This is a genomic window from Phenylobacterium montanum, assembly GCF_018135625.1.
In the GTDB taxonomy this organism is placed as follows: domain Bacteria; phylum Pseudomonadota; class Alphaproteobacteria; order Caulobacterales; family Caulobacteraceae; genus Poindextera; species Poindextera montana.
In genome coordinates this window covers 4,697,458-4,712,577 of sequence record NZ_CP073078.1, presented here as the reverse complement: position 1 = coordinate 4,712,577, position 15,120 = coordinate 4,697,458, and the positions used below count along the sequence as shown (strand labels likewise).

Genomic DNA, 15,120 nt, shown 5'->3' with positions numbered 1-15,120 from the left:
CTGGTTAGCGGCGTTCAGTTGACCCCGGGCGCCGCAGCCCGTCAACCGGCTGGCCGGGCCTGCCTGTTTGGGCGGCATCCGCGGCGGCGGGGTGCGCCAAACCTTGCCAGGACCGGCGCGGCGGGGGCCAATGGGTCGGCGTCCTCCGGAGAGCCGCTTGACCATCATCGCCGCCCTGCACCACGTCACCCGCTATCGCTACGATCGGCGGGTCGAGCTCGGCCCGCAGGTGGTGCGCCTGCGGCCGGCGCCGCATTGCCGGACCAGGATCCCCAGCTATTCGCTGAAGATCACGCCGGCCCAGCACTTCATCAACTGGCAGCAGGACCCGCACGGCAACTGGCTGGCGCGGCTGGTGTTTCCCGAGCGCACCGACGAATTCGCCATCGAGGTCGACCTGACGGCCGAGATGAACGTGATCAACCCGTTCGACTTCTTCATCGAGCCGGCGGCCGAGACCCTGCCCTTCGCCTATGACGCCGACCTGGCCAAGGAGCTGGCGCCCTATCTGGAACGGGAGGATGGCGGGACCTGGCTCGACGCCTTCGTCGCCGACGTGAAGCCGCATGGCGAGCGGACCATCGACTTCCTGGTCGGGCTGAACATCCGCCTGCAGCGCCAGATCCGCTATGTGATCCGCATGGAGCCGGGCGTGCAGACGCCGGACGAGACCCTGAGCCTGGGTTCCGGCTCGTGCCGCGATTCAGCCTGGCTGCTGGTCCAGGTGCTGCGCCGGCTGGGCCTGGCCGCCCGCTTCGTCTCCGGCTACCTGATCCAGCTGAAGGCCGACATCGACCCGGTGGACGGGCCGCAGGGCACGCGCCACGACTTCACCGACCTGCACGCCTGGGCCGAGGTCTATATTCCCGGCGCCGGCTGGATCGGGCTGGACGCCACCTCGGGCCTTCTGTGCGGCGAGGGGCACCTGCCGCTGGCGGCGACGCCGCACTACCGCTCGGCCGCGCCGATCAGCGGCATCGTCGAGCCGGCCGGGGTCGAGTTCGGCTTCGAGATGTCGGTGACGCGGCTGGTGGAGCCCGTGCGCATCACCAAGCCGTTCGAGGACGAGCCGTGGCGGGCGCTGGACGCCCTGGGCGAGGCGGTGGACCGGGACCTTACAGCCCAGGACGTGCGCCTGACCTTAGGGGGAGAGCCGACCTTCGTCTCCATCGACGATTTCGAGGCCGGGGAGTGGAACACCGACGCGGTGGGGCCGACCAAGCGGGCCTTCGCCGACCGGCTGATCCGGCGGCTGCGCGACCGCTTCGCGCCCGGCGGCATGCTGCACTACGGCCAGGGCAAGTGGTATCCGGGCGAGAGCCTGCCGCGCTGGGCGTTCGGCCTCTATTGGCGCAGCGACGGCGAGCCGGTGTGGGGCCAGGAGCGGCTCTTGGCCCGCGAGCGGGCCGACGAGACCACCGCCGAGAGCGCAGGCGTCGGGCCCGAAGAGACCCGCCGCTTCGCCGAGCGCTTCGCCGAGGGGCTGGGCCTGTCGCCCGACTTCGTCGCGCCGGCCTATGAGGATCCGGTCATCTGGATCAAGAAGGAGGGCGACCTGCCGCCCAGCATCGACCTCAGCGACCCCAAGATCGACAGCCCGGAAGAGCGGGCGCGGCTGTTGCGCGCCTTCGAGGGCGGGCTGTCGGCGCCGACGGGGTTCGTGCTGCCGGTGCAGCGCTGGAACACCAAGGCCGAGGCGGGCGGCTGGATGAGCGACCGCTGGAAGCTGCGGCGCGGGCGGCTGTTCCTGATCGAGGGGGATTCGCCGGTGGGCCTGCGCCTGCCGCTGGACTCCATCGCCTGGCGCGAGGACGAGGAGGCGGCGGGGCGCGGGCCGCGCGATCCGTTCGCCCCGCTGGCGCCCCTGCCCCGCCCGACGACGCCCGCCGCCCGGCGCCAGGGCTCGCGCGCCGTCGCCGCGGCGGAGGGGCCGGCCCACCAGGTCCAGGCCGAGCAGCGCATCGTCGAGGGCGCCATCCGCACCGCCATGACTTTCGAGTCGCGCGACGGCATGATCAACGTGTTCATGCCGCCGACCGAGGCGCTGGAGGACTATCTGGAGCTGGTGGCCCAGGTCGAGGCCACCGCCGCCGAGCTCGGCCAGCCGGTGCGCATCGAGGGTTATCCGCCGCCGAACGATCCGCGGCTGAACGTGATCAAGGTGACGCCGGACCCGGGCGTGATCGAGGTCAACATCCAGCCGGCGAGCAGCTGGCGCCAGTCGGTGGACATCACCACCACCCTCTACGAGGAGGCGCGCCAGGAGCGGCTGGGCGCCGACAAGTTCATGACCGACGGGCGCCACGTGGGCACCGGCGGGGGCAACCATGTGGTGGTGGGCGGGGCGACGCCGGCCGACTCGCCGTTCCTGCGCCGGCCGGATGTGCTGAAGAGCCTCTTGCTCTACTGGCAGCGCCATCCGTCCCTGTCCTACCTGTTCTCGGGCCTGTTCATCGGCCCGACCAGCCAGGCGCCGCGGATCGACGAGGCGCGGCATGACGGGCTCTACGAGCTGGAGATCGCCCTGGCCCATATCCCCGCCCCCGGGGCGGGCGAGGCGCCGGCGCCCTGGCTGGTCGACCGGCTGCTCCGCAACCTCTTGGTCGACGTCAGCGGCAACACCCACCGCACCGAGATCTGCATCGACAAGCTCTATTCCCCGGACGGCCCCGCCGGGCGCCTGGGCCTGGTGGAGTTCCGCGGCTTCGAGATGCCGCCGGACGCGCGCATGAGCCTGGCCCAGCAGCTTCTGGTGCGCGCCCTGATCGCCTGGTTCTGGCGCGAGCCGCAGGACGGCAAGCTGGCGCGTTGGGGCACGGCGTTGCACGACCGCTTCATGCTGCCCCACTTCGTCTGGGCGGATTTTCAGGACGTGCTGGGCGACCTCGGCCGCGCCGGCTACGCCTTCGATCCGGTCTGGTTCGAGGCCCAGCGCGAGTTCCGCTTCCCGGTCCACGGCCGGGTCGAATATGGCGGGGTGCGGCTGGAGCTGCGCCAGGCGCTGGAGCCCTGGCACGTGATGGGCGAGGAGGGCGCGATCGGCGGCACGGTCCGCTATGTCGACTCATCGCTCGAGCGGCTGCAGGTGCTGGCCGAGGGCTTTGTCCCTGAGCGCCACGTGATCGCCTGCAACGGCCGCGCGGTGCCCATGACCCCGACCGGGGTCTCTGGCGAGGCGGTGGGCGGGGTGCGGTTCAAGGCCTGGAAGCCGGCCAGCGGCCTGCACCCTACCCTGCCGGTGGACGCCCCCCTGACCTTCGACCTGATCGACCGGTGGAACAGAAGGTCGCTGGGCGGCTGCGTCTATCATGTGGCGCACCCCGGCGGGCGCAGTTACGATACGTTTCCAGTCAATTCGTATGAGGCGCAGTCGCGGCGCATGGCCCGGTTCCAGAGCCACGGCCATACCCCCGGCGAGGCGATCGCGCCGATCGAGCAGCCGGGGGGCGAATTTCCGATGACCTTGGACTTGAGGACCACCGTTGGCCGGTGAGACCCAAAGCCTGAAGCGCACCGGCCGCGACGCGCGGCTGATGGACTGGCTGGACCGCTATCAGACCTTGCCGGGGATTCCCGACGAGCTGATCGACCGCCAGGGCGATGCGCGTGGGCACTGGCTGCGGTTCCTCTCGGGCCTGGCCCAGGCCTCGCCGCGGGAGATGGACGAGCATTTCGCCCTGGCCACCCGGCACATCCGCGACACCGGCGTCTCCTACCGCATCTATGGCGAGGAGGGGGAGCAGAGCTGGCGCATCAACCCCCTGCCCCTGATCCTCAGCCATGCCGAGTGGCTGGATATCGAGGAGGGCGTGGCCCAGCGCGCCGAGCTGATGGAAGCGGTGCTGAAGGACCTCTATGGCCCCGCGCGCCTGGTCAGCGAGGGCCACCTGCCGGCGGCGGTGGTCACCGGCGGCGCGGACTTCGTGCGGCCCTTGCGCGGCTCGCCCCCGCCGGGCGGCCGCTACCTGCACCTTTACGCCGCCGACCTGGGCCGCGGGCCGGACGGGCGCTGGTGGGTGCTGGACGACCGCACCCAGGCTCCCTCGGGCGCCGGCTATGCGCTGGAGAACCGGCTGGTGCTGTCCAGGGCCTATCCGCAGCTTTATGCCGGCATGAACGTCGAGCGGCTGGCGCCCTTCTTCGGCGCGTTCCGCGACGGCCTCGCCGCCTCGGCCGAGCGGGCCGAGCCGCGCATCTGCCTGCTGACCCCCGGCCCCTACAGCGAGACCTATTTCGAGCAGGCGCACCTGGCCCGCTATCTCGGCTTCCTGCTGGTCGAGGGGGAGGACCTGGTGGTGCGCGAGGGCAAGGCGCATGTGCGCACCATCGCGGGCCTGAAGCGCGCCGACGTGCTGTGGCGCCGCGTCGACGCCGACTTCGTCGACCCCCTGGAGCTGAACAGCGCCTCGCGGCTGGGCGTGCCGGGCCTGCTGGAAGCGATCCGGGCCGGCGGGGTGGTGGTGACCAACCTGCCGGGCTCGGGCCTGGTGGAATCCCGCGCCCTGCTGGGTTTCCTGCCAGCCCTGGCCAGGCAGCTCTTGGGCCAGGACCTCAAGCTGCCCAACATCGCCACCTGGTGGTGCGGCCAGCCGCGCGAGCGGGACCTGGTCGAGGCCAATATCGACAACCTGGCCATAGCCGGGGCCTTCCGCGGCCCCGGGCGCGGTCCCGCCTCCGCCGGCCCGCGGCTCCTCGCCGACCTCGAGCCCGCCGAGCGCGAGGCCCTGCGGGCCGCCATGCACGACCGGCCGCTGGACTTCGTCGGCCAGGAGGTGGTGCGGCTGTCGACCATGCCGGCCTGGCGCGACGGCGGCATCTCGGCCAAGCCCTTCGTGCTCAGGGTCTATGCCGCCGCCACCGCCGACGGCGGCTGGAAGATCATGCCCGGCGGCTTCTGCCGCATCTCCGACAAGCCCGACGCCCGCGCCGTGACCATGGGCGAGGGGGTCGAGTCGGCCGACGTCTGGGTGCTGAGCGACCGGCCCGTGCCGCGGGTCTCGCTGATGGCGCCCAAGGACAAGGTGCATGTGCGCCGCATCCCCGGCGACCTGCCCAGCCGCGCCGCCGACAACCTGTTCTGGCTGGGCCGCTATCTGGAGCGCGCCGAGGCGACCTTACGCCTCGTGCGCGGCCTGAAGACCAGCCTGATGGAGTCCGAGGCCACCGTGCGCGGCGCCGGCGAGACCCTGGGCCGCATCCAGGGCATGCTGGTCGCTTGGGGCGCCCTGGACAAGAAGGCCGCGGACAGCCCGCCGACCGAGGCCGCCATCCGCGCCGTGGGCGACGGCGAGGCCTATGGCTCGGTGATGGCCCTGGTCAGGTCCGCCCGCCGGGCCGCCTCCTCCACCCGCGAGCGCCTGTCCGCCGACTTCTGGAAGCTGCTGGTCGAGCTGGAAAACCGCCTCTCGGCCGACCAGCCCGGCGGCAAGACCGAGGTCTTGGACCGGGTCGAGGGCGCGCTGCAGGCGATCTCGGCCCTGACCGGCCTGTCACAGGACAACATGATCCGCGGCGACGGCTGGCGCTTCCTCGACATGGCCCGGCGGATCGAGCGCGGGGTCAACACCTGCCGGGTCATGCGCCAGTTCGCCTCCGAGGACCCCACCGCCGACGACCTCGACGTGCTCTTGGACCTGGTGGACAGCCAGATCACCTATCGCGCCCGCTACCTGGAGGGCATGGCCGTGGTGCCGGTGCGCGACCTGGTCATGCTGGACCCGTTCAACCCGCGCTCGGTCGCCTTCCAGGTCGCCCGCCTGACCGAGCACCTGCAAGCCCTGCCGCGCCTGCGCAACGACGGCATGATCGAGGAGCCGCTGCGCCTGGCCCTGAAGATCGCCGGCGAGATCGACAGCGAGGAGGCGGCCAGGCTTGACGCGAAGAAGGCCCTGGCGCTTGAACAGAGGCTGATGCAGCTGTCGGACGCGCTGGCCGCCCGCTATTTCCTGCAAGGCTCCAGCGCCACCCCGACCAAGAAGACCTCGGCGCTCGCGTGATCTACGAAGTCCGTCACCTGACGACCTACCGCTATAACTCGCCCGTGAGCTACGCCCGCTGCACCCTGCGGCTGACGCCGCGCGAGACCGCCGACCAGGCGGTGCTGGCCAGCGCCATTTCCGTCTCGCCCCGGGCCAGCTCGATGCGCCACCGCACCGGCCCGTTCGGCGAGCGGGTCACCGCGGTGATCGTCGAGACGCCGCACAGCGAGCTGAAGATCGAGGCCACGTGCAAGGTCCAGGTCAAGCGCACCGATGTCGGCCGCTCGGTGCGCGGCGCGCCCTGGGAGAGCGTGCGCGAGGCGGCCCTGGCCTCGGCCTCGCTGGACATCGGCGCCCCGGCCAACTTCCTCTATCCCACCGCCCAGGTCCCGGTCCTGCCCGCCCTGACCGACTACGCCCGCCGCGCCTTCGCGCCAGAGCGACCGATCATCGAGGCGGCGTTCGCGCTGGCGCGGACCATCCAGGCCGAGTTCAAATACGACAGCAAAGCCACCCTGGTGACCACCCCGGCCATCGACGCCTTCCAGGCCCGCCGCGGCGTCTGCCAGGACTTCACCCACATCATGCTGGCGGGCCTCAGGGGCCTGGGCCTCTCGGCCGCCTATGTCAGCGGCTACCTGCGCACCGTGCCCCCGCCGGGCCAGAAGCGGCTGGAGGGCGCCGACGCCACCCACGCCTGGGTCGACCTGTGGTGCGGTGAAGCCCTGGGCTGGATCGGCTTCGACCCCACCAACGGCCTGATCGTGGCCGACGACCACATCGAACTGGCCGTGGGCCGGGACTATGCCGACGTGTCGCCGATCGACGGGGTGATCCTGGGGTCGGGGGACCAGGATTTAACGGTGGCGGTGGACGTGAAGCCGATCACCGAGGCGGCGGAGGTGGAGGCGGGGAGCTTTTTGTAGGGGGTATTGGGGGAACTCCCCGCGACTAGTCGGGCGAGTGGGTGGTGGCGGTGTCGATTGCCCCCCGATTGTAAACCAGAAACCTCAAGATTAATATCGTCCATTTGAGATTAATTTGAATCGAGAAAGCTTAAAATTGAGCACGTAGCGCAATTCTTAATGAACAGTACCCGTATCATCTACGTCATTTAAATCCGCAACATCTTCAACGATAATTTCATCTCGAATATCCTCATCCACTTTTTTCTGTATCGGCTCTCCGTACACTTCTTCAAATTTAACTACTACGTCAGGGTGATCCCTAACCCAATCCAGCACAGGCCAATCTCTGAAATTTCCGGCATGCACCTGCCCCCCCTGCGCGACCGGTGCCATCAAAGAAATAACCCTTGGGATATCCTCATGCAAAGCGGCGACACACAGTTGAAAGCTGTCATTTGCGGCGCTAAAATCGGCGTTGTCTAGAATATCTTTGCACTTTGCAATATTACCCGCCTTCTTGTGAGCGTTTGCTAGATTTACGGTCATCATTTTTAATATTATGTCCGGGCATACGACTTTTTTCTTTTGAAGCCCCGACTCAAGAAGGCGAATCGCCAACATATACCGCTTCTCTTTGATAAACGTTACGCACAAATCATTGATTAACTGAAAAGACGCCTCATCGTTTGGTGCTTTATGTTTTCGCCAAAGCGTAGATATTAATAACAATCCAAATTCCGTTAATATGTCTACAGAGCTATTTAAGTACTGTGCATCAATTTCTAATTTGGCGTCAATTTTTGGCAACGAGTTCACGCCAGCGCCCGCTGCAGCGCATTTTTTCAGATATATGCCGTTCACGACGAGATTTCCGTGCGCGGCTAAATTTCTTCGTTCGAATATTTCTATGAATTCCGGCCACCGCGAATAGGAACTTATTATATCGACATCAAATTGCTTCTCAACAAAATCAATTTGCTCGGCATGGCTACCACGCATTTTGTCTGCTATTTCGTCGACTATAACTTTTTCTATCACATCATCCAATGACTTCATCGAAAAGATCTCTTTTAGACTTAGAGCTTTGTCGCTACTTTTATACCGCTCAGGACGAATCGATAGAAAGTATTTCAGAATTTCTGAAAATTGAGAATCAAATATCGCTCCAATGGTAAGCAAAATTGCGGATGGCAACTGGTCGAAGCCATCTTTTGTTTCCATATATTTATTTACTTTTCTTGCTATCTCTACACTATCGGCAATACTAAAAGAATATATTTTTGACTTTTCATCGTCAGCGAGCTTCGTTAGGTGCTTCTCGGCGTGAGGGATAAGACTTGTGTTAATCGTTCCAACCTGCATGGCCGGACCAAGCACGAGAGTCAGAGTAAATGTGCTTCGAATCGAAGACATAGATTTCGAATAAGATTTCAAAAGCCTCGATAGCGTTTCGCTTTCACTTTGCTCGACACCCTCTTCTGCGCGATCTGAAGTCGCCCGATCTTTTCCAGGAGCGCCCTCTGATTCAGAAGTGTTGGGCTGAGCGAGCCACAAATCGAGCTCACTTCTTTTGTATGTGAGGATGAACCCTTTTGGTGATTTTGTTCTTTCGTCAAATTTGAAAGCGATAAAGCCAAAAGGCTCGGTATTGTTGCTCATTCAGCACGCCCCCGATCACGGGCAGTGTCTACCTGCACTTGCGAGGACGCCGGCGGCAAATTCGGAACCGGCCCCGCTGGCTCGACACAACCCTGAGGTATCGATGCCCCAATCTGACACGAAAGCCAAGCATTGGCTGCGAGGATTCAGGGACACGATACCCATGCCCTAGCGTGTTCTGAGGCTGCGGGAACATGATACGCATCCCATAGCCTCTCGCGATGGCGGACGAGATCATAGGAATGGTCATGAAGGGTCTGTTGCTCGCAATTTCCCTCCTGTTGATCGCCGCCTACCCGGCTCAGGTGCATGCAGGCGAAGAAGGGCCGTCATGCCCGGTCGTGCATGGCCGGCTGTTTGTCGCGAACGGAACTCCATCGATCCGCATCTGGAAGATCGGCACCCGGCGTATCCTCGGGGTCGTGTCGCCTGACGATCACGACAGCGAGCACCCCAGCGTGTTCGCGAAGGAAGTTTGGGCTCTGATCGACGGCCATCAGTTTCATCGCGAAGTCTACGGCGACTTCCTGGTCTGCCCCGTGACCCGGTCACGTCCTGGTTGGATGCAGATGGTGACCCTCCTTAGGGGCTTTAACCTCGTGGTTCGCGACTTGCCCGACGCCAAGTCCGCGCCGGAGCAATGAGCGCCAATGAGCAGCGCGGCCAGAACCATTTTGGCGCTTCTGTCGGCGGGCTCAGGAGCCATGCTGATTTTCGTGGGCGGCTTCATCTGGTGGGCTGAACCCACACCGGCCTACAGGCTGACTTCGGAATATCGGCTCTGGCACACATGGGGCTCCGGGCTATTTATAGCGGCCGGCGCGCTGCTCATTTGTGCCAGCGCAGCCATCTGCATTCTCCAGCTGAGCATCCGAAAATCAAACTGAGGCCCTGCCCGACGGTGGTCAGCCTTGACAGCTAACCTCAAAAATGTTCTCCTTTTGTTCTATGCCAACGTCACCGCCCATCCCCCCTCCCCAGCCTCCCGAAAGCGCCAGCGATCGGGCGTTGCGGCATGGGGCGATGCTGAGGGAACTGGGCGAGATCGGGATGCGGGTGGCTCGGGCCATGGGCGAGCGGGCGGCGGCTGCGGCCGAGGACGCCGAGGTCTCGCCGGCCGAGGCGGCTCAGGCGGCCTCGGGCTTTTCCCGGGTGGCGCGGGCGGTGCGCCAGACCCTGGCGCTGGAGGCCAGGCTGGCCGAAGGGGCGCCGCCGCGCGGGGGCTGGCGCCAGGCGCGAGCGCCTCGGGCGGGGGTTGGCGCGCGATCCGGCGATGACGACCGGCTGGATGACGAGCCGGACGATGAGGATCTGCGCGAAGAGCGCGAGTGGCTGGGCGATCCGGACGAGGACCTGTTCGCCGGCCTGGACCTGGAGGCGGGGGTCGAGGCCCTGACCGCTGCGGTTCGGCGGCAGGCGGCCGAGACGGCGGCGGTGTTGCGCAAGGGTTTGGGCTCGGCCGGGGTGGTTTCCGGGGGCGCCGGGCGCCGGGTTGTGGCGCCGCCTGAGTGGCCGCCGGTTGTGGCTCCCCGCCCCCGGGCGGCGCGGGGGCCGCCCTAAATTCCCTTCCCCCCTTGCGGGGGAAGGAGGGGCCCGCCCGCAACGCGGGTGGGAGGATGAGGGGTCGCGCCGGCCTTTCCGATACCTGCCTCGCGGCGGCGCTATCTTTTCCGGATGAGCCGGTGCGACCCCTCATCCTCCCATTCGCTTCGCGAACGGGCCCCTCCTTCTCCCGCAAGGGGAGAAGGGAAGGGTTTAGACCCGCCCGGTCGCTGAGAGCCGCCGGACCCCGTCGGCGGTGCGCTGGAGGGCGGCGAGGGCTCGGGCGATGACGGCGTCTTCGGCCGGCTGGCCGCCGCTGACCGCTTCGACGATCAGGCGAGCGCTGTTGCACAGGCGCAGGGCGGCGATCGGGCGCTCGTCGCGGGCGCCGCACTTGACCGGCTGGCCCAGGCGCGCGCGCACGGCGCCGGGCTGGGGCGGGAAGGGCTCGGCGCAGAGGCCGCGATAGACGTCCTGGGTCGCCGCCAGGCTGAGATAGCCGCCGCGACCGCCCTCGGCGTGGCGCAGCAGGAAGGGGAAGATGGTGGGCGTCAGGTCCCAGCCGGAGGCGCGGCCGCCGACCGCGCTGCGGTCCAGGGCGCGGACCTCGAGCGGCTCGAACAGGGGCTCGGCGGCGATGGCCGCGCTGGCCGCGGCGGCGAACCGGGCGGTGAAGGCGTCGACCTTGGCCACCGGCAGGGCGCGGAAGGCCGCCAGCTCGGCGATCGCCGCTTCCCAGCGCAGCAAGAGGCCGAAATTGACGCTGTCGCTCATGGCCGCGGCGCCGACCCAGCCCTGCGGCCACTCGCCCCGGGCGCTGTAGGCCCGAAGGCCCGGCGAGATCAACCGGCCCTGGAGCCGCTCGGCGACCTGGGGCGGGACGAACACCGCGCCCGAGAAGGAGGGGCCGGTCAGGAACTTGGAGCCGGTCACCGCCACCATGAAGCCGTGGCCCAGATAGGCCTCCAGGCTCTCGGGCGTCAGGCGGAACTGGCAGGCGTCGATCAGGATCTCGGCCTGGGCGGCGAACTTTTCCTTGAACGCCAGCACGCTCTCCAGCCCCGGCGAGATCAGGCCGGTCTTGGAGACGTCGGAGACGGCCAGCAGCAGGCGCGCGCCCTGGCCGATGACCTCGTGGCCCAGGGCGTCGAGCTCGGCGTCGATCTCGGCGGCGGGGCGCAGGGAGCCGTCGGCGGCGCGGGCGCGGATGGCGACGAAGCGGCGGGCCTCGGGGCCGACGGCGGCGCCCTCCATCACCGGGGCGCCCAGGGCGGCGTTGGCGCCGAAGTGCTGGCCGGCCAGGGCGGCGGGCACGCCGCTGCCGGTCTCTTCCGGCTCGACGTCGACGCAGACCAGGGGCGAGCCGGGGGTGGCGCCCACCAGCTCGGCGATCAGCATGTGCAGGTCGGTGCCCGAGGGCGAGAACACCACCTGGAGCCCGGCCATGTCGGTCAGGCCGCAGAGGCCGACCAGCCGATCGCGGATGCGCTGCAGCTCGCGGGCGTAGAGGGCGCCGTTGGGGCCGCGGGGCTGTTCGTCATAGAGCCGGGCGCGCAGGGCCTCGGCCGCATCGAACCCGCCTTGCGAGATCACCGAGGCGGTGGAGGAGCCGAAGTCGGCCAGCTCGGGATCCGGGCAGGGGCCGCAGCCATAGCGGTTGCGCCCGGTGAAGGGGTCGAGGGCCAGGCGGCCGTCGCCGCCGTCGACCAGCAGGTCCTTCAGGCTGGCCGGCGCGATGTCCTGCCGCTCATTGGGTTCGGCGGTGTACCGAAACGCTTCGATCATGGTGCGCCGAACGCCTCCGCTTGCATCCGCCCAGAATGGGGGCGGGAAGCTTGCAGCGGGGTTAACCAAACATGACTGGGGCGGACGCAAGGTCACATGGGCCTCTGCAATTTTGTCGCATGGGCTGTAACCGGATCGCGTTTGGCGCCGAACTCTCCCGCAAGACACGGCCGACAGGCCCGCGATGGAGACCGCGAGATGAAGAGATTGCACGGCGCCCTGGTGGCCCTCGCCGCGGCCCTGGCCAGCGCGGCGGGGCCGGCGGCCCAGGCGGCCGACGCCGGCCATCCGGTGGTGGTGGAGCTGTTCCAGAGCCAGGGCTGCTCGTCCTGCCCGCCGGCCAACGCCAACCTGATCGCCGCGGCCGACCGGCCGGAGGTGCTGGCCCTGAGCTTCGGCGTCACCTACTGGGACCAGCTGGGCTGGAAGGACACCTTCGCCAAGGCCGCGTTCACCGACCGCCAGTGGGACTATGCCCACGCCCGGGGCCACGCGAACGTCTTCACCCCGCAGGTCGTGGTCAACGGCCGCGCCGACGGGGTGGGCGCCGACAAGAACGATTTCGCCGCCCTGGTGCGCCAGGGCGACCGCGGCGACGGCGGGCCGAGCCTGAACCTGGCGCCCGGCGCGGTGTCGGTGGGCGCGGCCAGCGCCCCGGCGGGCGGGGCCGAGGTGCTGCTGGTCCGCTACGACCCGCGCACCGTGCAGGTGCCGATCCGCCGCGGCGAGAACGGCGGGCGCACCCTGCCCCACCGCAACGTGGTCAAGGAGCTGGTGCGGCTGGGCCACTGGAGCGGCGCTGCGGCGCGCTTTTCCCTGCCGCCCGCGTCCGATCCGGCGCTGAAGACCGCCATCCTGGTCCAGGCCGGCAAGGCCGGGCCGATCCTGGCCGCCGCCAAGGGCTGAACCCCACCCTTTTTTCGAATTCGCCGGCGGATGGTCCGCCGGCGCTACCCCAGCGGCCCGCACCCCGCGCGCCGTCACCAGAGGACTTTTGCCATGACCTCCCGCATCCTGACCGCCTTCGGCCTCGTCGCCGGCCTCGCCTTCGCCGGCTCGGCCCTGGCCCAGAGCAACACTTCCGCCATGTCCACCGGGGCCATGTCCACCGACTCGATGTCCGCCGGCGCCATGTCCGGCGACCACATGGCCGCCAAGCCGATGAAGAAGCCGATGAAGGCCAAGAAAGCCATGGCCAAGAAGGCCGCGCCGATGGCGGACAGCAAGGCCGGCGCCATGTCGACGGGCTCGATGTCCACCGGGTCGATGTCCACCGACAAGATGAGCCACTGATATCTTCCCTTCCCCCCTTGCGGGGGAAGGAGGGGCCCGCCCGCATCGCGTGTGGGAGGATGAGGGGTCGCGCCGGCGGACCGTTTCGTGCCGAAGTCTGCAGTCGCGCGCTTGCGCGCGTCCCCTCATCCTCCCACGGCTTCGCCGCGGGCCCCTCCTTCTCCCACAAGGGGAGAAGGGATTTGAGCATAGCCCGCGCCTCAAAAGCATGATGACCTGACGCTGGTCTGTCTCGCACCACAAGCAAAGAGAACATCGGTGAGCGAAGCCGCCCTAGACCCACAAATGCTGGTTCAGCCCGTCGCCAAGCCCGGCCGCGAGGTGATCTATCGCCACACGCTCGTGGTGCGAATCACCCACTGGATCAACGTGGTCTGCATCACCCTGCTCTTGATGAGCGGGCTGCAGATCTTCAACGCCCATCCGATGCTCTATTGGGGCCAGTACGGCGCCGACGCCGACAAGCCCTTCATCTCGCTGACCGCCGACAACTGGCGTGCGCCCCATCCGCAGGGGATCACCAAGGTCGGCCCCCTGACCTTCAAGACCACCGGCGTCCTGGGCGTCTCGGGCGGCGAGGTGCGCGGGTTTCCCAGCTGGGCCACCCTGCCCGGCCACCGCAACCTGGCGGTGGGGCGCAACTGGCACTTCTTCCTGGCCTGGATCTTCGTGCTCAACGGCCTGACCTATCTGCTGGTCAATTTCGCCAACGGCCACGTGAAGCGCGACCTGGTCCCCACCCGCGCCCAGCTGAGGCCCAGCCACATCTGGCGCAGCATCCTCGACCACATCCGGCTGAAGCATCCGGTCGGCGAGGAGGCCAAGTCCTACAACGTGCTGCAGAAATTCGCCTATCTGGGGGTGGTGTTCGTGCTGTTGCCGGCCATGGTGCTGACGGGCCTGACCATGTCGCCCGGCTTCGACGCCATCGCGCCGTGGCTCCTGGACCTGTTCGGCGGACGCCAGTCGGCGCGGACGCTGCACTTCATCGCCGCCAACCTGATCGTGCTGTTCGTCGTCGTGCATGTGGTCGAGGTGTTCATCGCCGGCGTGTTCAACGAGATCGGCTCGATGATCACCGGCCGCATCACCATCAAGACCGGGGAGCACTGAGCATGGCCCTGCAAGTCTCCCGCCGCGGCCTGGTGACCACCGGCTCGCTCGCCCTGTCCGGCCTGATGCTGTCGGGCTGCGACCGCCTGGCCAACGCGCCGAACCTTCTGGGCCTGGTGCGCCGCGCCCAGGGCGTGACCATGGGCAGCCAGCGCCTGGTACTGGACCACCAGCCCCTGGCCCGCGAGTTCAAGGCCAGCGAGATCTCGCCGACCTTCAAGGCCAATGGCACCCTGCATCCGGGCGGCGAGGACTATGCCGCCATGCTGGCGGGCGACTTCGCCGACTGGCGGCTGTCGATCGGCGGCCTGGTGGCGCGGCCGTTCAAGCTCGGCCTGGCCGACCTGCGCGCCCTGCCGGCCCGCACCCAGATCACCCGCCACGACTGTGTGGAGGGCTGGAGCGCCATCGCCGGCTGGACCGGACCGCAGCTGGGCGGCCTGCTGCAGCGCGCCGGCCTCTTGCCCAGCGCCCGCTACATCGTCTTCCACTGCGCCGACGACCTGATCGGCTCCTCCGACGGCAGCGGGCTCTATTACGAGAGCATCGACCTGATCGACGCCTTCCACCCCCAGACCATCCTGGCCCACAGCATGAACGGGTCGCCGCTGCAGGTGCCCCACGGCGCGCCCCTGCGCCTGCGGGTCGAGCGCCAGCTGGGCTACAAGCAGGCAAAGTACGTGATGGCCATCGAGGCCGTGGACCGCCTGGACAAGATCGGCGGCGGCAAGGGCGGCTTCTGGGAGGACCGCGGCTACGAGTGGTACGCTGGGATCTGAGGGCGCCCCATCTCGACAAATCACTGACGCCGTGGCGTAACCTCGTCCCAAGCATCCGCGTAT

12 protein-coding genes are annotated in these 15,120 nt (G+C 67.8%); 10 read left to right on the top strand and 2 right to left on the bottom strand.

What is annotated here, in order from left to right; all coding sequences use genetic code 11:
• Positions 1 to 157: 157 nt before the first annotated feature.
• Genes KCG34_RS21485 through KCG34_RS21475 form a run of 3 tightly spaced genes read left to right on the top strand, consistent with a single transcriptional unit; the run spans position 158 to position 6,904 of the window.
• Positions 158 to 3,493, top strand: a complete 3,336-nt coding sequence (locus KCG34_RS21485; protein ID WP_211937644.1) for a transglutaminase family protein — start codon at positions 158 to 160, stop codon at positions 3,491 to 3,493.
• Entirely contained in the window at positions 3,483 to 5,996 is a 2,514-nt protein-coding gene (locus KCG34_RS21480) for a circularly permuted type 2 ATP-grasp protein (RefSeq protein ID WP_249138108.1), read from the top strand. Before KCG34_RS21485 ends, KCG34_RS21480 begins: the two co-directional genes overlap by 11 nt.
• Complete coding sequence (locus KCG34_RS21475) at positions 5,993 to 6,904, top strand: transglutaminase family protein (protein ID WP_211937643.1); 912 nt, start codon at positions 5,993 to 5,995, stop codon at positions 6,902 to 6,904. Before KCG34_RS21480 ends, KCG34_RS21475 begins: the two co-directional genes overlap by 4 nt.
• Before the next feature lie 156 nt (positions 6,905 to 7,060).
• Here KCG34_RS21475 and KCG34_RS21470 read toward each other — a convergent pair whose 3' ends face one another.
• On the bottom strand, positions 7,061 to 8,545 hold the full coding sequence (locus tag KCG34_RS21470; RefSeq protein ID WP_211937642.1) for a hypothetical protein: 1,485 nt from the start codon (positions 8,543 to 8,545) through the stop codon (positions 7,061 to 7,063).
• Positions 8,546 to 8,766: 221 nt separating this feature from the next.
• Here KCG34_RS21470 and KCG34_RS21465 point away from each other — a divergent pair, with 221 nt between their 5' ends.
• The 3 genes from KCG34_RS21465 to KCG34_RS21455 all read left to right on the top strand — a co-directional run bounded on the left by KCG34_RS21465 (position 8,767) and on the right by KCG34_RS21455 (position 10,105).
• On the top strand, positions 8,767 to 9,189 hold the full coding sequence (locus KCG34_RS21465) for a hypothetical protein (RefSeq protein WP_211937641.1): 423 nt from the start codon (positions 8,767 to 8,769) through the stop codon (positions 9,187 to 9,189).
• 6 nt (positions 9,190 to 9,195) lie between these two features.
• Positions 9,196 to 9,432 carry a hypothetical protein gene (locus tag KCG34_RS21460; RefSeq protein WP_211937640.1) on the top strand — a complete coding sequence of 79 codons (237 nt, stop codon included), beginning with the start codon at positions 9,196 to 9,198 and terminating at the stop codon, positions 9,430 to 9,432.
• Between the two features lie 136 nt (positions 9,433 to 9,568).
• Positions 9,569 to 10,105, top strand: coding sequence for a hypothetical protein (locus tag KCG34_RS21455; RefSeq protein ID WP_211937639.1), 537 nt, complete (start codon positions 9,569 to 9,571; stop codon positions 10,103 to 10,105).
• Positions 10,106 to 10,300: 195 nt separating this feature from the next.
• Here the strand turns inward: KCG34_RS21455 and KCG34_RS21450 are convergent, their stop codons facing one another.
• Positions 10,301 to 11,872: a hypothetical protein gene (locus KCG34_RS21450; RefSeq protein WP_211937638.1), complete on the bottom strand. Its 1,572-nt coding sequence runs from the start codon at positions 11,870 to 11,872 to the stop codon at positions 10,301 to 10,303.
• A gap of 198 nt (positions 11,873 to 12,070) precedes the next feature.
• Here KCG34_RS21450 and KCG34_RS21445 point away from each other — a divergent pair, with 198 nt between their 5' ends.
• The 4 genes from KCG34_RS21445 to KCG34_RS21430 all read left to right on the top strand — a co-directional run bounded on the left by KCG34_RS21445 (position 12,071) and on the right by KCG34_RS21430 (position 15,057).
• A complete protein-coding gene (locus KCG34_RS21445) occupies positions 12,071 to 12,778 on the top strand; it encodes a DUF1223 domain-containing protein (protein ID WP_211937637.1) in 708 nt (235 codons plus the stop codon).
• Positions 12,779 to 12,871: 93 nt separating this feature from the next.
• Entirely contained in the window at positions 12,872 to 13,165 is a 294-nt protein-coding gene (locus KCG34_RS21440; protein WP_211937636.1) for a hypothetical protein, read from the top strand.
• Between the two features lie 258 nt (positions 13,166 to 13,423).
• Positions 13,424 to 14,278: a cytochrome b/b6 domain-containing protein gene (locus KCG34_RS21435; RefSeq protein WP_249138107.1), complete on the top strand. Its 855-nt coding sequence runs from the start codon at positions 13,424 to 13,426 to the stop codon at positions 14,276 to 14,278.
• Positions 14,279 to 14,280: 2 nt separating this feature from the next.
• Positions 14,281 to 15,057, top strand: coding sequence for a molybdopterin-binding protein (locus KCG34_RS21430; protein WP_211937635.1), 777 nt, complete (start codon positions 14,281 to 14,283; stop codon positions 15,055 to 15,057).
• The last annotated feature ends 63 nt before the right edge of the window (positions 15,058 to 15,120 follow it).

What these genes read in the sequence shown, in the direction of transcription:
- KCG34_RS21445 (WP_211937637.1), top strand. Translation starts at nt 12,071, where the DNA reads ATGAAGAGATTGCACGGCGCCCTGGTGGCCCTCGCCGCGGCCCTGGCC.
- KCG34_RS21460 (WP_211937640.1), top strand. Translation starts at nt 9,196, where the DNA reads ATGAGCAGCGCGGCCAGAACCATTTTGGCGCTTCTGTCGGCGGGCTCA.
- KCG34_RS21430 (WP_211937635.1), top strand. Translation starts at nt 14,281, where the DNA reads ATGGCCCTGCAAGTCTCCCGCCGCGGCCTGGTGACCACCGGCTCGCTC.
- KCG34_RS21455 (WP_211937639.1), top strand. Translation starts at nt 9,569, where the DNA reads ATGCTGAGGGAACTGGGCGAGATCGGGATGCGGGTGGCTCGGGCCATG.
- KCG34_RS21465 (WP_211937641.1), top strand. Translation starts at nt 8,767, where the DNA reads ATGGCGGACGAGATCATAGGAATGGTCATGAAGGGTCTGTTGCTCGCA.
- KCG34_RS21450 (WP_211937638.1), bottom strand. Translation starts at nt 11,872, where the DNA reads ATGATCGAAGCGTTTCGGTACACCGCCGAACCCAATGAGCGGCAGGAC.
- KCG34_RS21470 (WP_211937642.1), bottom strand. Translation starts at nt 8,545, where the DNA reads ATGAGCAACAATACCGAGCCTTTTGGCTTTATCGCTTTCAAATTTGAC.
- KCG34_RS21440 (WP_211937636.1), top strand. Translation starts at nt 12,872, where the DNA reads ATGACCTCCCGCATCCTGACCGCCTTCGGCCTCGTCGCCGGCCTCGCC.